At 62.2% G+C, this 15,786-nt stretch carries 13 protein-coding genes; 12 read left to right on the plus strand and 1 reads right to left on the minus strand.

Annotated elements, in window-relative coordinates:
* Positions 1-19: 19 nt before the first annotated feature.
* On the plus strand, positions 20-3,184 hold the full coding sequence (locus PIGHUM_RS18265) for an efflux RND transporter permease subunit (RefSeq protein WP_124081149.1): 3,165 nt from the start codon (positions 20-22) through the stop codon (positions 3,182-3,184).
* A gap of 255 nt (positions 3,185-3,439) precedes the next feature.
* On the opposite strand, the gene PIGHUM_RS18270 is transcribed toward PIGHUM_RS18265, so the two are convergent.
* A complete protein-coding gene (locus tag PIGHUM_RS18270) occupies positions 3,440-3,640 on the minus strand; it encodes a hypothetical protein (RefSeq protein ID WP_124081150.1) in 201 nt (66 codons plus the stop codon).
* A 265-nt stretch (positions 3,641-3,905) separates the two neighbouring features.
* Here PIGHUM_RS18270 and PIGHUM_RS18275 point away from each other — a divergent pair, with 265 nt between their 5' ends.
* The 11 genes from PIGHUM_RS18275 to trbL all read left to right on the plus strand — a co-directional run bounded on the left by PIGHUM_RS18275 (position 3,906) and on the right by trbL (position 15,779).
* Positions 3,906-5,660, plus strand: coding sequence for a phosphoethanolamine transferase (locus PIGHUM_RS18275; RefSeq protein ID WP_124081151.1), 1,755 nt, complete (start codon positions 3,906-3,908; stop codon positions 5,658-5,660).
* A gap of 161 nt (positions 5,661-5,821) precedes the next feature.
* Complete coding sequence (locus PIGHUM_RS18280; protein WP_124081152.1) at positions 5,822-6,712, plus strand: LysR family transcriptional regulator; 891 nt, start codon at positions 5,822-5,824, stop codon at positions 6,710-6,712.
* Between the two features lie 360 nt (positions 6,713-7,072).
* Positions 7,073-9,058: a conjugal transfer protein TraG gene (locus PIGHUM_RS18285; RefSeq protein WP_124081153.1), complete on the plus strand. Its 1,986-nt coding sequence runs from the start codon at positions 7,073-7,075 to the stop codon at positions 9,056-9,058.
* The gene (locus PIGHUM_RS18290) at positions 9,055-9,543 is read left to right on the plus strand and encodes a CopG family transcriptional regulator (RefSeq protein WP_246013310.1); all 489 of its coding nucleotides are present in this window, start codon (positions 9,055-9,057) and stop codon (positions 9,541-9,543) included. Before PIGHUM_RS18285 ends, PIGHUM_RS18290 begins: the two co-directional genes overlap by 4 nt.
* A complete protein-coding gene (gene trbB / locus PIGHUM_RS18295; protein WP_124081154.1) occupies positions 9,527-10,507 on the plus strand; it encodes a P-type conjugative transfer ATPase TrbB in 981 nt (326 codons plus the stop codon). Before PIGHUM_RS18290 ends, trbB begins: the two co-directional genes overlap by 17 nt.
* The gene (locus tag PIGHUM_RS18300) at positions 10,507-10,854 is read left to right on the plus strand and encodes a TrbC/VirB2 family type IV secretion system protein (RefSeq protein ID WP_425466739.1); all 348 of its coding nucleotides are present in this window, start codon (positions 10,507-10,509) and stop codon (positions 10,852-10,854) included. The genes trbB and PIGHUM_RS18300 overlap by 1 nt, the downstream gene beginning before the upstream one ends.
* Entirely contained in the window at positions 10,851-11,123 is a 273-nt protein-coding gene (locus PIGHUM_RS18305; protein ID WP_124081156.1) for a VirB3 family type IV secretion system protein, read from the plus strand. Before PIGHUM_RS18300 ends, PIGHUM_RS18305 begins: the two co-directional genes overlap by 4 nt.
* A gap of 7 nt (positions 11,124-11,130) precedes the next feature.
* On the plus strand, positions 11,131-13,572 hold the full coding sequence (gene trbE, locus PIGHUM_RS18310; protein WP_124081157.1) for a conjugal transfer protein TrbE: 2,442 nt from the start codon (positions 11,131-11,133) through the stop codon (positions 13,570-13,572).
* On the plus strand, positions 13,569-14,288 hold the full coding sequence (gene trbJ, locus PIGHUM_RS18315; protein WP_124081158.1) for a P-type conjugative transfer protein TrbJ: 720 nt from the start codon (positions 13,569-13,571) through the stop codon (positions 14,286-14,288). Before trbE ends, trbJ begins: the two co-directional genes overlap by 4 nt.
* 10 nt (positions 14,289-14,298) lie before the next feature.
* Entirely contained in the window at positions 14,299-14,511 is a 213-nt protein-coding gene (locus PIGHUM_RS18320; protein ID WP_124081159.1) for a hypothetical protein, read from the plus strand.
* Positions 14,512-14,513: 2 nt separating this feature from the next.
* Positions 14,514-15,779, plus strand: a complete 1,266-nt coding sequence (gene trbL / locus PIGHUM_RS18325) for a P-type conjugative transfer protein TrbL (RefSeq protein WP_124081160.1) — start codon at positions 14,514-14,516, stop codon at positions 15,777-15,779.
* Positions 15,780-15,786 lie beyond the last annotated feature (7 nt).

The following is a 15,786-nucleotide window of genomic DNA, read 5'->3' on the forward strand; positions in this document are numbered from 1 at the left end:
ATCCTCGGGGAAGAACACAATGTTTGAACGAATCCTTCGATTCGCTATTGGCCACCGCTGGCTGATCATGCTCGCTGTCGTCGGGATGGCAGGGCTTGGCATCTACAACTACACCCGTCTGTCAATTGACGCCGTACCCGACATCACCAATGTGCAAGTCCAGATCAACACCGCGGCGCCTGGCTACTCGCCGCTGGAGGCCGAGCAGCGGATCACTTATCCCATCGAGACAACAATGGCCGGTCTGCCCGGCCTTGCACAAACCCGCTCAATCTCGCGTTATGGCCTGTCGCAGGTCACCGTCATCTTCAACGATGGGACCGACGTCTATTTCGCGCGTCAGTTGGTTAACCAGCGCATTCAGGAGGCGAGAGATGCTCTTCCTCAGGGCGTCACGCCGACAATGGGCCCCATTTCCACAGGGTTGGGCGAGATCTACATGTGGACCGTCGAGGCAGAGACGAACGCGAAGAAAGCCGATGGCTCGCCTTACACATTGACCGACTTGCGTGAGATTCAGGATTGGATCATCCGGCCTCAATTGCGAACTGTGCCTGGAGTGACCGAGATCAACGCGATTGGCGGCTTTGTCAAAGAATATCTCGTCGCACCGAATTTGGAGCGGCTCTCGGCCTACGGACTGACGCTGGCTGACCTCGTGGCTGCACTCGAACGTAACAACGTCAATGTAGGCGCGGGATATATCGAGCGGGGCGGTGAGCAATACTTGGTTCGTGCTCCTGGCCAAGTGCAGTCCATCGAGGACATCGGCAGCATCATCGTCAGCCAAGCGCAGGGCCTGCCCATCCGTATACGGGACTTGGGAAGTGTTTCGGTCGGCAAAGAGCTGCGCACGGGCGCTGCGACCGAAAATGGACGCGAAGTTGTTCTCGGCACAGTCTTCATGCTTGTCAACGAGAACAGCCGAACGGTTTCCCAGGCTGTCGACGCGAGGTTGGCAAGCATCAACAGCACACTGCCGCCTGGGGTAAAGGCCGTCACGGTCTACAACCGCACGACACTGGTCGACAAGGCGGTCGCCACGGTGAAGAAGAACCTCTTGGAAGGCGCCGTGCTCGTGATCGTCGTCCTTTTCCTGTTCCTGGGCAACATCCGAGCGGCGCTGATCACCGCCATGGTGATCCCGCTTTCCATGCTGTTCACGTTCTCAGGCATGGTGAGCTACAAGGTCAGCGCGAATCTGATGAGCTTGGGTGCTCTGGACTTTGGGATCATTGTCGACGGCGCCGTGGTCATAGTCGAGAACTGCATTCGTCATCTTGCGCACGTTCAAGCCGAAAGGGGTCGCTTGCTAACCCGGTCGGAGCGCTTCAAGGAGGTCTTCGCCGCAGCCAGCGAGGCCCGACGCCCGCTGATATTCGGTCAACTGATCATCATGATCGTGTATCTGCCGATCTTTGCGCTGGCGGGCGTTGAAGGCAAGATGTTTCATCCCATGGCCACCACCGTCGTGTTGGCACTATTGGGAGCGATGATCCTATCAATCACGTTCGTCCCGGCAGCGGTCGCGCTGTTGCTCAACAAGAAGGTCGAAGAGAAAGAGAACTGGCTTATGGGGCACGCGCGCCGTGCCTATGAACCATTGTTGTCGCGTGCATTGGCGAATGTTCCTGTGGTGGTCGTATTTGCCGCTATGTCGATCCTGTTCACGTTCGCCGTGGCCAGCCGTCTCGGGGCCGAATTCATCCCAAACCTGGACGAGGGCGATATCGCGCTGCAGGTTCTTCGAATTCCCGGGACCAGCTTGACGCAATCCGTCGAAATGCAGGCCATCCTTGAACGGAAAATTGTGCAGATTCCCGAAGTCGAGCGTGTGTTTGCAAGGATCGGAACAGCCGAAGTAGCGTCCGATCCCATGCCTCCGAACGCTGCAGACACGTACATCATCATGAAGCCACAAGATCAGTGGCCCAAGCCTCGACGCTCGCATGAACAGGTCATTGCTTCGCTGCAGGAGTTGGTCGACCAAGTCCCTGGAAATAATTACGAGTTCACGCAGCCGATCCAAATGCGCTTCAACGAACTCATCTCCGGTGTTCGCAGCGACGTGGCCGTAAAGATATTCGGTGACGACATGTCTCAGCTTGAAAAGAGCGCGGGGGAAATCGTCGGCGTGTTGTCCAAGATTCCCGGTGCCGAGTCAGTCAAGGCTGAACAGACCACGGGCTTGCCGATGCTCACCATCTCCGTTGATAGAGACAGATCATCTCGCTACGGCGTCAGCCTGTCCGAGGTGCAGGATGCCATCGCAACAGCGGTGGGAGGAAAGGAAGCTGGCACCTTCTTCCAAGGTGACCGTCGCTTCGACATCTTGGTCAGGCTGCCCGACGACGTCCGCAGCAATATCGACGCGTTGAAGAGGCTTCCCGTTGCGCTTCCTAGAACTGCCGACGGACGCGCCGCATTCGTTCCGCTCTCCGAGCTCGCTGGCTTCGACTTGGCGCCGGGGCCAAACCAGATTAGCCGAGAGAACGGCAAACGGCGCATCGTCGTGAGTGCGAATGTCCGGGGTCGCGACTTGGGGTCCTTCGTGGCCGAAGCACAGCGCCAGATCGAAGCGTCCGTCAAGATTCCGTCGGGCTATTGGATGTCATGGGGCGGAACATTCGAACAACTACAGTCGGCGACGACGCGCCTGCAGATCGTGGTACCGGTTGCGCTTGCCCTCGTGTTCGTTCTCCTTTTCACCATGTTCGGCAATGTACGTGATGGGTTGATCGTGTTCACTGGGATTCCCTTCGCGTTGACAGGCGGAATCATGGCGCTGTGGTTGCGCGGCATCCCGCTATCGATTTCAGCCGCGGTGGGTTTCATCGCACTGAGTGGGGTTGCAGTGCTGAACGGGCTTGTGATGTTGTCCTTCATTCGGGCACTTCGGGCTGAAGGTAAGTCATTGGATGAAGCCGTCCATCTCGGTGCAGTTACTCGACTTAGGCCGGTGCTCATGACCGCATTGGTCGCTTCGCTTGGATTCATTCCAATGGCGCTTGCTACAGGAACAGGAGCGGAGGTGCAGAGGCCGCTAGCAACGGTCGTGATCGGCGGGATCATTTCATCGACCGCATTGACGCTGCTTGTACTACCTGTCCTGTACCAATTGGTGCACCGTAAAACGGCACATCGGCCATTCGTTGAGCATGACTCGACGCTGACTCTCGACTAGCGCCATGGATATGACCAATACGAGGAAGAGGCTGCGGCGCAGGGATATCACAGGCAGCACGCGGCGTCGGCAAGCCGCTCTTAGTGGGGCGGCTCGGGGACGAGCGCTGCATGCTGCCGTGCTGCTGCTTTCTTGCGCCTCTTCTGTTTATCGTTAGGCGCCGCCATGACTGTCGCGTCATCGTTCAGCACCGCTTGCGCCGCCGTACATGTTGGTGAGAGCGCTCGAATGCCACGCGCCAGTGCACCGTGCTACCTAAGCAGACGACGTCGCTTTGGCACGATCGCGATGCTGCTCATAGTTGTCTTTCTGGCCCGCTGCCTCGTGGGACCAGAAATCGGCTACTGTGGACATGGAGGGCGAAACGAAAGCCCCCACTTTGGCCATCATGTCGATGTCCATGTCGCAACCGCCACCACGCCAAAGGGTGACCATCATTCCTGCGAAGTGTGTCATGCATTTCATCTCGTAGCGATACTCGCTGACGTCTACGTGCAAGTGTCGCCGCAGATTTCACGCCCCGTTCTTCACCTTCCTCCTCAGCCATACGACTCTGCCATCAGCCCGGGCCCTGACCGGCCCCGATGGCCATCCAATTTCGCATAAGTCACGACCTGTCGAGACGCTTCAAAGCGCTCGATGTCGCCAGGTTCGTCGACGCGGAATCCGATCCGGGCAAGACATGCGCCGCATGACGGCAACAGCTGCTCTTGCCCTATAGATGATCGCATTCATTGCATATCGGAGTCGGTATGCACACCTATTGGCTCTCCGGGATGCTGGGTCTATTCACGAGCACTCGGGACAGAGAATTGAGGCTGAAGTGTTCCCATTACTGTCGGGCGGAGTTGAGCGAAGCGCCAAGCCGCGCATTCGCTTGCCAGCGATCCCTATCGAAGTTCTTTTATTAGCAGTAAGTATTTGGTTCGCCTTGACGGCGAACTCTAGTCTGTGGCGAACGCTCGCTGAATATGGAGGGGACACCCTTTCAGAGCGTGTGTGGGTGGTGGCAAGCGTGACGACCATCGTGGTTTCGTCGCACTGGGTATTCCTGCTATTTGTTGTCCCCCGCTGTTTGGCTCGGGTGCTCTTGCCACTATTAATGGTCGCAACTGCAGCGGCCGCCTATTTAATGGATGCCTACGGCGTCTATCTTGACAAAGGGATGCTACGAAATGTCTTTGAGACTAATGTCTCCGAGGTGGGCGAGCTTGTCTCCAACCACCGATTTCTGTGGCATGTCTTGATTTTCGGCATAGCCCCTAGCGTATTAGTTGTCCTTGTACCTTTGAAGCGCTATCGAGTTGGCCGAGCTCTGTTGCGGCGGGCTGTATTCATTCTGATTGCAACGATCATGACGATCGGTGCGCTGTGGCAAGCCGCACGCGTCTTAGTTCCTATCGTTCGTGAGAAAAAGGAAATACGTTACTTGGTCACGCCGGCAAACTATCTCGTCGCTGCATCGCGAGTTCTTGCTGACCGCAATCATCGAGACATTTCAAGTCGAACCATAGCGGCGCCGGATGCGTTCCGAGACCCTCCGCGGGCATCCTACAAACCTAAAGCGTTCATCGTGATAGTAGGCGAGACGGTTCGAGCTGAAAATTGGGGCCTTAATGGATATCGGCGACAGACTACGCCCCAACTCTTGCGCCGCCAAGTCGTTAACTTCGGGAACGTCCAGAGTTGCGGAACCAGCACCGCAGTGTCACTGCCATGCATGTTCTCGTTCTACGGCCGCAAGAACTACGACGAAGAAAAGATCAGATCGAGCGAATCAGTTCTGCACGTCTTGCAGCGGGTCGGTGTGGCTACGCTATGGCGTGATAACCAGGGAGGATGTAAAGGGGTATGTGATGCATTGCCGTTTGAGTCCATCAGCCAGACAGTGGCTGAATGCCGGACGGGGCAATGTTTCGATGAGCGCCTACTTGATGGCCTCGCCGAGAAAATTCAAAAGAGCAGCGGCGATACGCTGATTGTGCTCCATATGATGGGAAATCATGGGCCGGCGTATTCACTGAGGTACCCCATTCGGTTCACTCGATGGGCACCAGTGTGTACCGATGTAAATCTCGCTCGATGCTCGAATTCCTCGCTCATCAATGCTTATGACAACGGCATCGTCTATACAGACCACGTCATCTCAATGGCGATTGATCTGCTGCAAACGATCAACAGTCATGAGACCGGGCTCCTCTTTGTTTCTGACCACGGCGAGTCGCTAGGTGAACGCAATGTTTACCTACACGGCATGCCTTACGTTCTTGCTCCGGATTCGCAGAAGCAAGTGCCCATGGTGATGTGGCTCTCCCAGCCCATGGAGCGAGCACTGGGGGTCGACGCGTCGTGCTTGCGTCGTACTGCGAAGGCGCCGCGGTCCCATGACGATATCCCGTCAACCTTACTCAGCATATTCCAGGTCAAGACGGCGGCGTATGAGCCGAACTTCGACCTGTTATCCGGATGTCGCTAGTACGCACCTTTCGCTCTCTATAGCCGGCCGCCATTGGTGTTGACGCAAAGGTAGCTTCCCACAAGTTTCAGCGCTCTGCTAAAGACAAGTACGGCCTGTTTTTACGGGTTCAGTTGGCGTGGTGTAACCACCAGAGCGCGTCATCGAGCGTAATTGACGTAATGGAAATTCGGCATCTCCGGTATTTCTTGGCTCTGGCTGAGGAACTGCATTTTGGAAGAGCTGCAGCGCGCGCTCATATCGAACAGTCCCCATTGTCACGCAGCATCACGCAATTGGAACAGGAACTGGGGGTACCACTATTCATTCGATCCCGGCAAGGTACGAGCCTGACGCCAGCTGGCGAAGCATTGCGTGACCATGCCCGCGACATACTGACCGGCGTCGAACGAGCTCGACGCGCCGTCGCACGCATTGGCGGTCAGCCCAATGCGTTGCGTATCGGCTTATCAGAGGGGCTTGCCCAACCGCGCCTGTCAGAGCTTTTTCAATGCTGGCATAGAAAGTATCCCGACATGCAATTGCGGATCAGCGAGCTACCATCCCTTCAGCAGCAAGAGGCATTACTGACCGAGCGCATTGACATGGGCCTTTCGTTTGGGGCGGCTCAGGAGGAAGGTCTGATCGTAGAGCCGCTTTGGGCCGATCGCATCATGGCTGCGATTCCTCGCGCACATCCGCTGGCACAGACTAAATCGTTGACACTGGCATCGGCAGCAGCATCCTGCTCTCTGGTTTTTTGCCACACGCGTTTGAAGCCGGGTCTACGGATGCAGATCGAAGCGCTATTGCGAGCCAGAGGAATTTCGCCGATATTGGCCGAGCCAGTCGACACCTTGGCCGGAATGATAGTGAAAGTGGGCGCTGGCTGCGGCATCGCCTTCCTGGATGCCAACCACGCAAGGACGCTGCAGCGCCCGGATGTCGCAATCGTACCGCTAGTCGATTCGGATGCGTGGCTAACCATCTTCGCGATCACTAAGGATGGGCGGCAGGACGATCTGTCGGCAGCGATGGCGCGGTTTGTGATGCTGGGCCGTAATATGGTCTAGGCCGCTCCGGCACCGTATGACCTTCGATACAACATCGTCTGTCTCAATTTGACTTGACGCTGTGGCGGCGTCTGCCGATTCTTGTAGCAGAACCATCACACGGCACACCGGCCTGCGACTAATTTCGCTCCAAGCTGTGCTTCCGCTCACACACCGTCCTGCTTGGTGCTCGTGTGCGATCCGCTGTGCGTCGAGATTAAGTCCCGCCAATGCCGGCGAGTTACGCCACGCTACGCCTGGCTCGGTTTACATGATGCGCCTTCGCTTCCAGACTGGCGGCACCTCTTCTCGTGCCTGCCCCGACACGCTTGCGTGCCGCGAAGGCAGACGCGGGACGGACCGACCTGGAAGGAGGACCGTATGCCGACCGGCGTGCTGTTTGGACAGATTTTCGCCGTGCTCACTACGTCGCTGGCGTGCCTGTGGGGTGCTACCCAGTGGACGGCCTCGGCGTTGGGCTATCAAGGCCAGCTTGGCCTGCCGTGGTTCACGCTGGGCAGCATGCCGGTCTACCACCCGTGGGAGCTCTTTCTTTGGTGGTACGCCTTTGATGCCTACGCTCCGGAGACTTTCATGCGCGGCGGCATGTTTGCCGCGCTGGGTGGCATTATGCCAATCGGCATGGCCATCGCACTGTCGGTCTGGCGAGCACGCCAAGCCCGGCGCGTAACCACATACGGATCGGCACGCTGGGCCACGGCCGAGGATATCGAGCAGGCAGGCCTGCTGCGCCCGGCCGGCGTCTTCCTCGGCGGGCTTGGCGGCAAGGCGCCGGTCTATCTGCGCCATGACGGCCCCGAACACGTGATGGCGATCGCGCCCACTCGCAGCGGCAAAGGCGTGGGACTGGTCGTGCCGACGCTCCTGTCGTGGCCCGCGTCGTGCGTCGTGCATGACATCAAGGGTGAGAACTGGCAACTCACGGCCGGCTGGCGTTCGCGCTTCTCGCATTGTCTGCTGTTCAACCCCACGGACCCACACTCAGCGGCGAACAATCCTCTTCTGGAAGTGCGACAGGGCGTGCACGAAGTGCGCGATGCTCAGAACATAGCCGACATCCTGGTGGACCCGGAAGGCGCGTTGGAGCGTAGAAACCACTGGGAGAAGACGAGTCATGCGCTACTCGTCGGGGCCATCCTGCATGTGCTCTACGCCGAGGACGACAAGACGCTGCGCGGCGTGGCGGCATTTCTGTCCAATCCATCATGGCCCTTCGAGACATCGCTGCGCCTCATGATGGATACCCGCCATCTTGACCACGGCCCGCATCCCGTTGTTGCCTCGGCGGCGCGCGAGGTCCTGAACAAGTCCGAAAACGAGCGTTCGGGGGTCTTGTCCACAGCCATGTCCTATCTTGGCTTGTACCGCGATCCCACCGTCGCCGCGGTCACGTCGCGCTGCGACTGGCGCATTGCCGACCTGATCGATGCCGAGCATCCCGTCTCGCTCTATCTGGTCGTGCCGCCTTCGGACATCAACCGAACCAAGCCCCTGGTGCGGCTGCTGCTCAACCAGATCGGCCGCAGATTGACGGAATCGCTGGACGGCTCGGACGGCATCACCCGCCGGCACAAGCTGCTGCTGATGCTGGACGAATTCGCGGCCCTGGGCAGACTCGATTTCTTCGAGTCCGCGCTGGCCTTCATCGCCGGGTATGGGCTGCGGGCGTACCTGATCGCGCAATCATTGAACCAGGTCGAGCGGGCCTACGGACAGAACAACTCGATTCTGGACAATTGCCACGTTCGGGTCGTCTTCTCGTCGAACGACGAACGCACCGCCAAGCGCATCTCGGATTCTTTGGGAACGGCTACCGAACAGCGCAGCCAGCGCAACTATGCGGGTCACCGGCTGGCGCCGTGGCTCGGCCATTTGATGGTGTCACGCCAGGAAACAGCCAGGGCATTGCGTACGCCAGGCGAGATCATGCAATTGCCGAACGACGACGAGATCGTCATGGTGTCGGGGCAGCCGCCGATCCAGGCCAAAAAACTGCGCTACTACCAGGACCGCAACTTCACGCGGCGCATTCTGCCGCCGCCCGTGCTCGCCACAGAAGGGTACGCCGACCGACCGGCGGCCAGGCCGGATGACTGGACGGGGCTGCCCATGCCGCCTCTTCGAGACAGCTTGGCCGGGGGTGCGTCGAACGATGCCGACGGCGGCGGCCTGTACATTCGGCCGGAACTGGACGTTGACGTGGCGACGGCGCACCCGGCGCCGGATGTCAGCGTGGGTCTTCTCGACGATGAGGACGACCAGGCCCTGCCTGTGGAACCCGACCGGCGCCTGCAGCGTGCCGCGCGCCTGGCCGCGCTCGATCCTGCCGACGGGATACCGCTATGAGCCGCGCCCGCCTGAACCTCTTCATCGAGCCGGATCACGCCCGGCGGCTGGACGACCTGGCCGCGCATCGCGGCGTCTCGAAGTCCTCGATCGTCGCGGCTGCCTTATCGGCGTTCCTGTCGCCCGATGCGGCCGACCAGCGTGAAGCCGCGCTGGCGCGGCGTCTGGACCGGCTCTCCCGGCAGTTCGACAAATTGGACCGGGACCAGAACATTCTGATCGAGACTCTCGCGCTGTACGTGCGCTATTTCCTGACCGTGTCGCCGCCGGTCGCAGAGGCACATCAGGAGGCCGCGCGCGCCCAGGGAAAAGCGCGCTACGCCCAGTTCGTCGACCAGCTCGCCCGTCACTTGCAGCGTGGCCGCAGTCTGGTCCGGGACGTTCACGAAGAACTATTCCCCGATCCCTACGTTTCGGGGTCGATAGGTAGCGCGCAGGTGCCGCCCGCCACCACCGAGGAGACCACACATGAGCGCCAAGCCTGACGCCGACGATGAATCGCGTTCCCGCAGCCTGCAGATGCTGCGCACGGCGATGGGACCCACTATAGCCGAGGCGCTGGACGACCCCGACGTGGTGGAGATCATGCTGAACCCAGATGGCCGGCTCTGGCTGGATCGGCATCGCGGCGGACGCGCGCCGACCGGCGTGTTGATGTCGGCAGCCGACGCGGAGCGGATCATTCGCCTGGTGGCGGCTTGCGTGCGTGCCGAGGTCCACCGCGCACGGCCGCTGCTGTCGGCGCGGCTGCCGCTGAGCGGCGAGCGCTTCGAGGGGGTGCTGCCGCCGGTGGTGTATTCGCCCAGCTTCAGCATCCGCAAGCATTCCAGCGTGATGTTCACGCTGGAGGACTATGTGCGCGACGGCATCTTGACGACCGGCCACGCCGAATTCCTGCGCGCGGCCGTGCGCGATCGGCTGAATATTGTCGTGGCGGGCGGCACCAGCTCGGGCAAGACGACGTTCGCCAACGCGCTGCTCGACGAGATCGCCGCCGGCGGCGACCGCATCCTGATTCTGGAAGACACGCCCGAACTGCAATGCCGCAATGAGGACCGCGTGCAGCTTTGCACGTCGCCCGGCGCAGCCGCGATGGCGGACCTGGTGCGCTCGACGCTGCGCCAGCGTCCCGACCGCATCATCGTGGGCGAAGTCCGCGGCGGCGAAGCCTTGGACCTGCTCAAAGCGTGGGGAACCGGGCACCCGGGCGGCATCGCCACGCTGCATGCCAATTCTGCCTATGGCGCGCTGCTGCGCCTGGAACAGCTCACGCTGGAAGCAGCCAGCGCCGTACCGCGTTCGCTGATTGCCGAGACCGTCCACGTCATCGTGTTTCTTGCCGGACGGGGCGAGGCCCGGCGTGTCAAGGAGATTGTTCGCGTCGCCGGCCTGGCCGGCGATCAATACCGCCTCGAACCCGTTTCCGCCAACCCAGGAGCCGCATCATGATGACCTCTCATGCCTTGCCAACGCTGCGCAGCCAGGCCGCGGCATTCCTGCATCGCCATAGCTGGCTGGTGCTGCTTGCGGTCATGCTGCTGATGCGTGTGCAGGCCGCTGGCTCCAGCATGCCGTGGGAAGCGCCGCTCGAATCCATTGCGGAGTCGATTCAAGGGCCCGTCGCACGCATCATCGCCGTCATTATTATCATCGTGACGGGTCTGACGCTTGCTTTTGGAGATACCTCGGGTGGGTTTCGCCGGCTGGTGCAGATTGTCTTTGGTCTGAGCATTGCCTTCGCGGCGTCGTCGTTTTTCCTGAGCTTCTTCAGCTTCTCGGGCGGGGCGCTGGTATGACGCGGCCTGCATCGCTTCCCGAAGGCTTCGAGGCGCCGCTGCATCGCGCGCTCACCGAACCCATTCTGCTCGGCGGCGCGCCGCGTACCGTGGCGATCGCCAACGGCACGCTGGCTGCCGCCATCGGCCTGGGGCTGCAACTCTGGGTGCCCGGATTGGCCTGCTGGTTCATCGGCCACATGCTGGCCGTATGGGGCGCCGGGCTGGATGTGCAGTTCGCGCAGGTCTTCGGGCGGCACGTGAAGCATCCGGCGCTGCTGGACGTTTGAAGCCGCCATGCTGAACCTGGCCGAATACCGCAAACGCCCCGCACAGTTGGCCGATTGGCTGCCGTGGGCGGGGCTGGTCGTTGAAGGCGTCGTGCTGACCAAAGACGGTGCGTTCCAGCGTACGGCACGCTATCGCGGCCCGGATCTGGACAGCGCCGGCGAGTCCGAACTGGTGGCGGTTGCGGCGCGGCTGAACAATGCCTTGAAACGGCTTGGATCGGGCTGGGCGCTCTTCATGGAAGGCGAGCGGTTCGAGGCCGGTGCCTACCCACGGTCCACGTTTCCGGAAGCCGCCTCCTGGCTGGTCGATGAGGAGCGGCGGGCGGCCTTCGAAGAGGCGGGTTCGCACTTCGAGAGCCGCTACTACCTGACCGGGCTGTGGCTGCCGCCCGAGGACGCGAAAGCGCGCGCCGGCCGGCTGCTCTATGAGAACCCGGCCCGCCAGGGCGTGGACTGGCGCGAACGGCTGGCCGGGTTCCAAGCGGAAACCGACCGCTTCTACGGACTGCTCAAGGGAACCATGCCGGAGATCCGCTGGCTCGACAGTCCCGAAACGCTGACCTACCTGCATGGCACGATTTCGACCCGCCAGCATCCGGTCAACGTGCCGGAGGTGCCGTTCCATCTGGACCATCTGCTGGCCGACTGCCCGCTGTCCGGTGGCGTAGCGCCGATGCTGGGCGATGAGCATCTTCGGGTGCTGACGGTACGCGGGTTTCCGGCTCCCACCTGGCCGGGGCTGCTTGACGATCTGAACCGGCTTGGGTTCGCGTATCGATGGATGACGCGCTTCATCTGCCTGGACAAGAGCGAAGCCGAGGCGGAACTGAGGCGGATACGCCGGCAGTGGTTCGCCAAGAGAAAGAGTGTGCTGACCCTGCTGCGCGAGACGCTTTCTCAGCAGGAAAGTCCGCTGGTCGACACCGACGCGGACAACAAGTCCGCCGATGCCGACGCAGCGCTGCAAGCGCTGGGCGCCGACAACGTGGCCTACGGCTACCTCACCGCCACGGTGGTGGTGCGCGATCGGGATGCCGCCGCGGCCGACGAGAAGCTGCGCCTGGCGGCCCGGGTCATCGAGGGACGCGGTTTCATCGCGGTGCCGGAAACGCTCAATGCCGTGGAAAGCTGGCTGTCGTCGCTGCCGGGCCATGTTTACGCCAATGTCCGGCAGTACCTGGTGTCCACGCTGAACCTGGCCCACATGATGCCCGTGTCGGCGGTCTGGGCCGGGCAGGAGCGTAACCATCACCTGGATGGCCCGCCTCTGATCGTCACGCGCACCGATGGGTCGACGCCATTCCGTCTGGTCACCCACATCGGCGACGTGGGTCATACCGCGATAGTCGGCCCCACGGGCGCCGGCAAGTCGACCCTGCTGGCGCTGCTCGCCATGCAATTTCGTCGTTATCCCAAGTCGGCCGTCTACGTGTTCGAGATGGGCCGGTCCCTGCGGGCCACGATCCTGGGTCTCGGCGGTCGTTATCACGACCTCAGCCTGGACGGCGACATGGCCTTCCAGCCGCTTGCCCGTGTCGATGAGCCGGGCTACCGGAGCTGGGCCGCGGAGTGGACCGAAGCGCGGCTGACGATGGAAGGCCTCACGGTCGATCCGGACGACAAGGCGGCGATCTGGTCGGCACTGGGAAGCCTGGCCACTGCGCCGGTAGAGCAGCGGACGATGACAGGGCTGTCGGCCTTGCTGCAATCCAACCGGCTGCGCCAGGCGCTGGCCCCTTATGTCCTGGGCGGGGCCTACGGACGGCTGCTGGATGCGGACCGGGAACATCTGGCCAACGGGACCATCCAGGGCTTCGACATGACGGCCCTGCGGCCGCACAAAGCCGCCGCGAATGCCGTGCTGCGCTATCTGTTTGAGTGGCTGGCGACGCGGTTCGACGGCCGGCCAACGGTCCTGGTGCTCGACGAAGCCTGGATCGCGCTGGACGATCCGCTGTTCATGGCGCAGTTACGCGAATGGCTGAAGCTGCTGCGCAAGCTGGGCGTCTCGGTCATCTTCGCTACCCAGTCGCTGGCCGACATCCGCGATTCCAGCATCGCCGCGGCCATCATCGAAGGATGCCCCAATCGCATCTTCCTGCCCAATCCGCAGGCGGCCGAGCCGCTGATTCGAGACATCTATACGGGCTTCGGCCTGAGCGCCCGGCAGATCCAACTCATTGCGCATGCGCAGCCTGCGCGCGACTACTACTACCAGTCGCGGCTGGGCAACCGCGTTTTCGACTTGGATTTGGGGCCGGTGGCATTGGCGTTCGCTGGCGCCTCCACGCCGGCCGATCAGCGCGCCATCGATGCCGTATTGGCCAAGCACGGCCCCGAAGGCTTTGCCGCCGGATGGCTGCGCCATCAGAACCTGCACTGGGCGGCCGACATGATCGACCAGTTCATTCCTTCGCCTGATTCTCAACCCGAGGAGGTCTTGCCATGAAACGCCTGCTGTTCGCCGCCGCTGTGCTGGCGGCCCTGGCCGCGCCGCCCGCCGGCGCGCTGACGGTCTTCGACCCGTCGAACTATTCCCAGAACGTGATGACCGCGGCCCGCACGCTGGAGCAGATCAACAATCAGATCCTGCAACTGCAGAACGAGGCCCGGATGCTCACCAATCAGGCGCTGAACCTGACCGGACTGAACTTCAATGCCATCGGCCGGCTGCGCACGGCCCTGGCCTCGACCAACCGGCTGCTGGATCAGGCGCGCGGCCTGTCCTTCGACGTGTCGCGCGCCGATGCCGATTTCGCGCGGTTGTACCCGGAGCAGTATGCCGCGACGGTCACCAGCGACATGATGGCGCAGGACGCTCGCCAGCGATGGATGCAATCGCAGCAGGCGCTGCGCACGACCGCCGACATGCAGGCGCGTGCGGTGCAGAACCTGGCCGACGACCAGGGGGTGTTGTCCGACATCGTGGCGCAAAGCCAGTCGGCCGTGGGGTCGCTGCAGGCGACCCAGGCGACCAATCAACTCTTGGCGTTACAAGCCAAGCAGGCGATCCAGCAACAGCAGCTCCAGATCGCCCAGGACAGGGCGATGGCGCTGGACCGTGCGCAGGAGGCCGCGGAGATGGCGCGCGCCGAAGCCGTGCGCCAGCAGTTCTCGGGCGCGCCGTCGCGCTACACCCCGCAAACCGTGCAGTTCTATCGCTAAGGAGCATGCCATGACCCGATGCTGGATTGTGAGTGCCCTCCTGATGGCGGCCATTGCCGGCTGCGGCAAGGAAGAACCGCCCGCGGCACCGCCGGCCGATACGCCTGCCTTGCCTTCGGCCGCCGACGAGGCCAAGGCAAAGCAGGAAGCCGATCAGCGCCGCAAGCAGTTCTACGGCGATGGCAAGTCGCGCTACACCCCGCAGGACGTGCAGGGGTTCTGATCGTGGACGATCTCGCCATCATTGACCGTTTCACGGACACGTTCTCGCGCTACATCGACAGCGGCTTCGGTCTGGTGCATGGCGAGATCGCCTTTCTTACGGCAACGCTCGTGGCCATCGACATGACGCTGGCCGGGCTCGCCTGGGCAATGGGCCACGGCGGTCAGGACGAAATACTGGGCCGGCTCGTCAAGAAGACGCTGTACGTCGGCGCTTTCGCATACCTCATCGGGAACTTCAATGCCTTGGCCGGCATTTTGTTCCGGTCGTTCGCCGGCCTCGGGCTGATGGCCTCCGGCTCGACCATCTCGCAAGCACAGCTTCTGCAGCCGGGCCGGCTCGCGCAGGTCGGCGTCGATACGGCTGCGCCGCTGCTCGAACAGGTGGGCCGGCTCTCGGGCTTCACGACCATTTTTGCCAACTTCGAGACCATCGTGGTGCTGCTGCTGGCCTGGGTCGTGGTCATCATCAGTTTCTTCGTGCTGTCGATTCAGCTTTTCGTGACGCTGCTCGAATTCAAGCTGACCACCCTGGCCGGATTCGTGCTGGTGCCGTTCGCGCTGTGGGGCAAGACCGCATTCCTGGCCGAAAAGGTGCTGGGCAACGTCATTTCCTCCGGCATCAAGGTATTGGTGTTGGCGGTCATCGTGGGCATCAGCACGTTGGTCTTCAATGACTTTCGGACCGGCATCAGCGCCGCGCCGACGCTCAACGAAGCCACCGCTGTGATGCTGGCTTCGCTGGCGATGCTGGGCCTGGGGATTTTCGGGCCGGGCATCGCCACCGGCCTGGTGTCCGGCGCGCCGCAGCTCGGCGCGGGTGCAGCGGTGGGGACGGCTGTGGGCGCGGCTGGTATTGCGGCTGCGGGCGTGGCGGTCGGAGCGTCGGCCGCGGGCAGCGCGGCGCGCCTGTCCGGCGGCGGCGTGCGGGCCGCCGCCTCGATGGCCGCCGGCGCTCGCAAGGCGTATGTCGAGGGCAGCAGCTTTTCGGGACAGACGGGGCTGAAGGCGGCCGCCGCCGGCTTCAAGGACGTGGCCCGCGCCGGGGCGTCGGCGGTCGGCAGCCGGATGAAGGCGAGCCTGCGGGGTGGCAGCAGCGCCGCGCCCGCTTCGGCCGCAGCGCCGTCCGAGCCGCCCGCCTGGGCCAAGCGAGCCCAGGCGCGCCAGCATGCCGCGCACGGCGCGATGCTCGCCGCTCACACCGTGCGATCGGGCGATGCCGGCGGCAGCGGCACCGGGCCCAGCCTGCGCGACGACTCGAACGGATAGGAGAACA

Origin of the sequence: Pigmentiphaga humi, from assembly GCF_900606115.1 — a bacterium.
Classification (GTDB): domain Bacteria; phylum Pseudomonadota; class Gammaproteobacteria; order Burkholderiales; family Burkholderiaceae_B; genus Pigmentiphaga; species Pigmentiphaga humi.

Excerpts from the sequence above, each read along its gene's own strand:
- PIGHUM_RS18280 (WP_124081152.1), top strand. The coding sequence starts at position 5,822 with ATGGAAATTCGGCATCTCCGGTATTTCTTGGCTCTGGCTGAGGAACTG.
- PIGHUM_RS18305 (WP_124081156.1), top strand. The coding sequence starts at position 10,851 with ATGACGCGGCCTGCATCGCTTCCCGAAGGCTTCGAGGCGCCGCTGCAT.
- PIGHUM_RS18320 (WP_124081159.1), top strand. The coding sequence starts at position 14,299 with ATGACCCGATGCTGGATTGTGAGTGCCCTCCTGATGGCGGCCATTGCC.
- PIGHUM_RS18285 (WP_124081153.1), top strand. The coding sequence starts at position 7,073 with ATGCCGACCGGCGTGCTGTTTGGACAGATTTTCGCCGTGCTCACTACG.
- PIGHUM_RS18275 (WP_124081151.1), top strand. The coding sequence starts at position 3,906 with ATGATCGCATTCATTGCATATCGGAGTCGGTATGCACACCTATTGGCT.
- PIGHUM_RS18270 (WP_124081150.1), bottom strand. The coding sequence starts at position 3,640 with ATGACACACTTCGCAGGAATGATGGTCACCCTTTGGCGTGGTGGCGGT.
- trbB (WP_124081154.1), top strand. The coding sequence starts at position 9,527 with ATGAGCGCCAAGCCTGACGCCGACGATGAATCGCGTTCCCGCAGCCTG.
- PIGHUM_RS18265 (WP_124081149.1), top strand. The coding sequence starts at position 20 with ATGTTTGAACGAATCCTTCGATTCGCTATTGGCCACCGCTGGCTGATC.
- trbE (WP_124081157.1), top strand. The coding sequence starts at position 11,131 with ATGCTGAACCTGGCCGAATACCGCAAACGCCCCGCACAGTTGGCCGAT.
- trbJ (WP_124081158.1), top strand. The coding sequence starts at position 13,569 with ATGAAACGCCTGCTGTTCGCCGCCGCTGTGCTGGCGGCCCTGGCCGCG.
- PIGHUM_RS18290 (WP_246013310.1), top strand. The coding sequence starts at position 9,055 with ATGAGCCGCGCCCGCCTGAACCTCTTCATCGAGCCGGATCACGCCCGG.
- PIGHUM_RS18300 (WP_425466739.1), top strand. The coding sequence starts at position 10,507 with ATGACCTCTCATGCCTTGCCAACGCTGCGCAGCCAGGCCGCGGCATTC.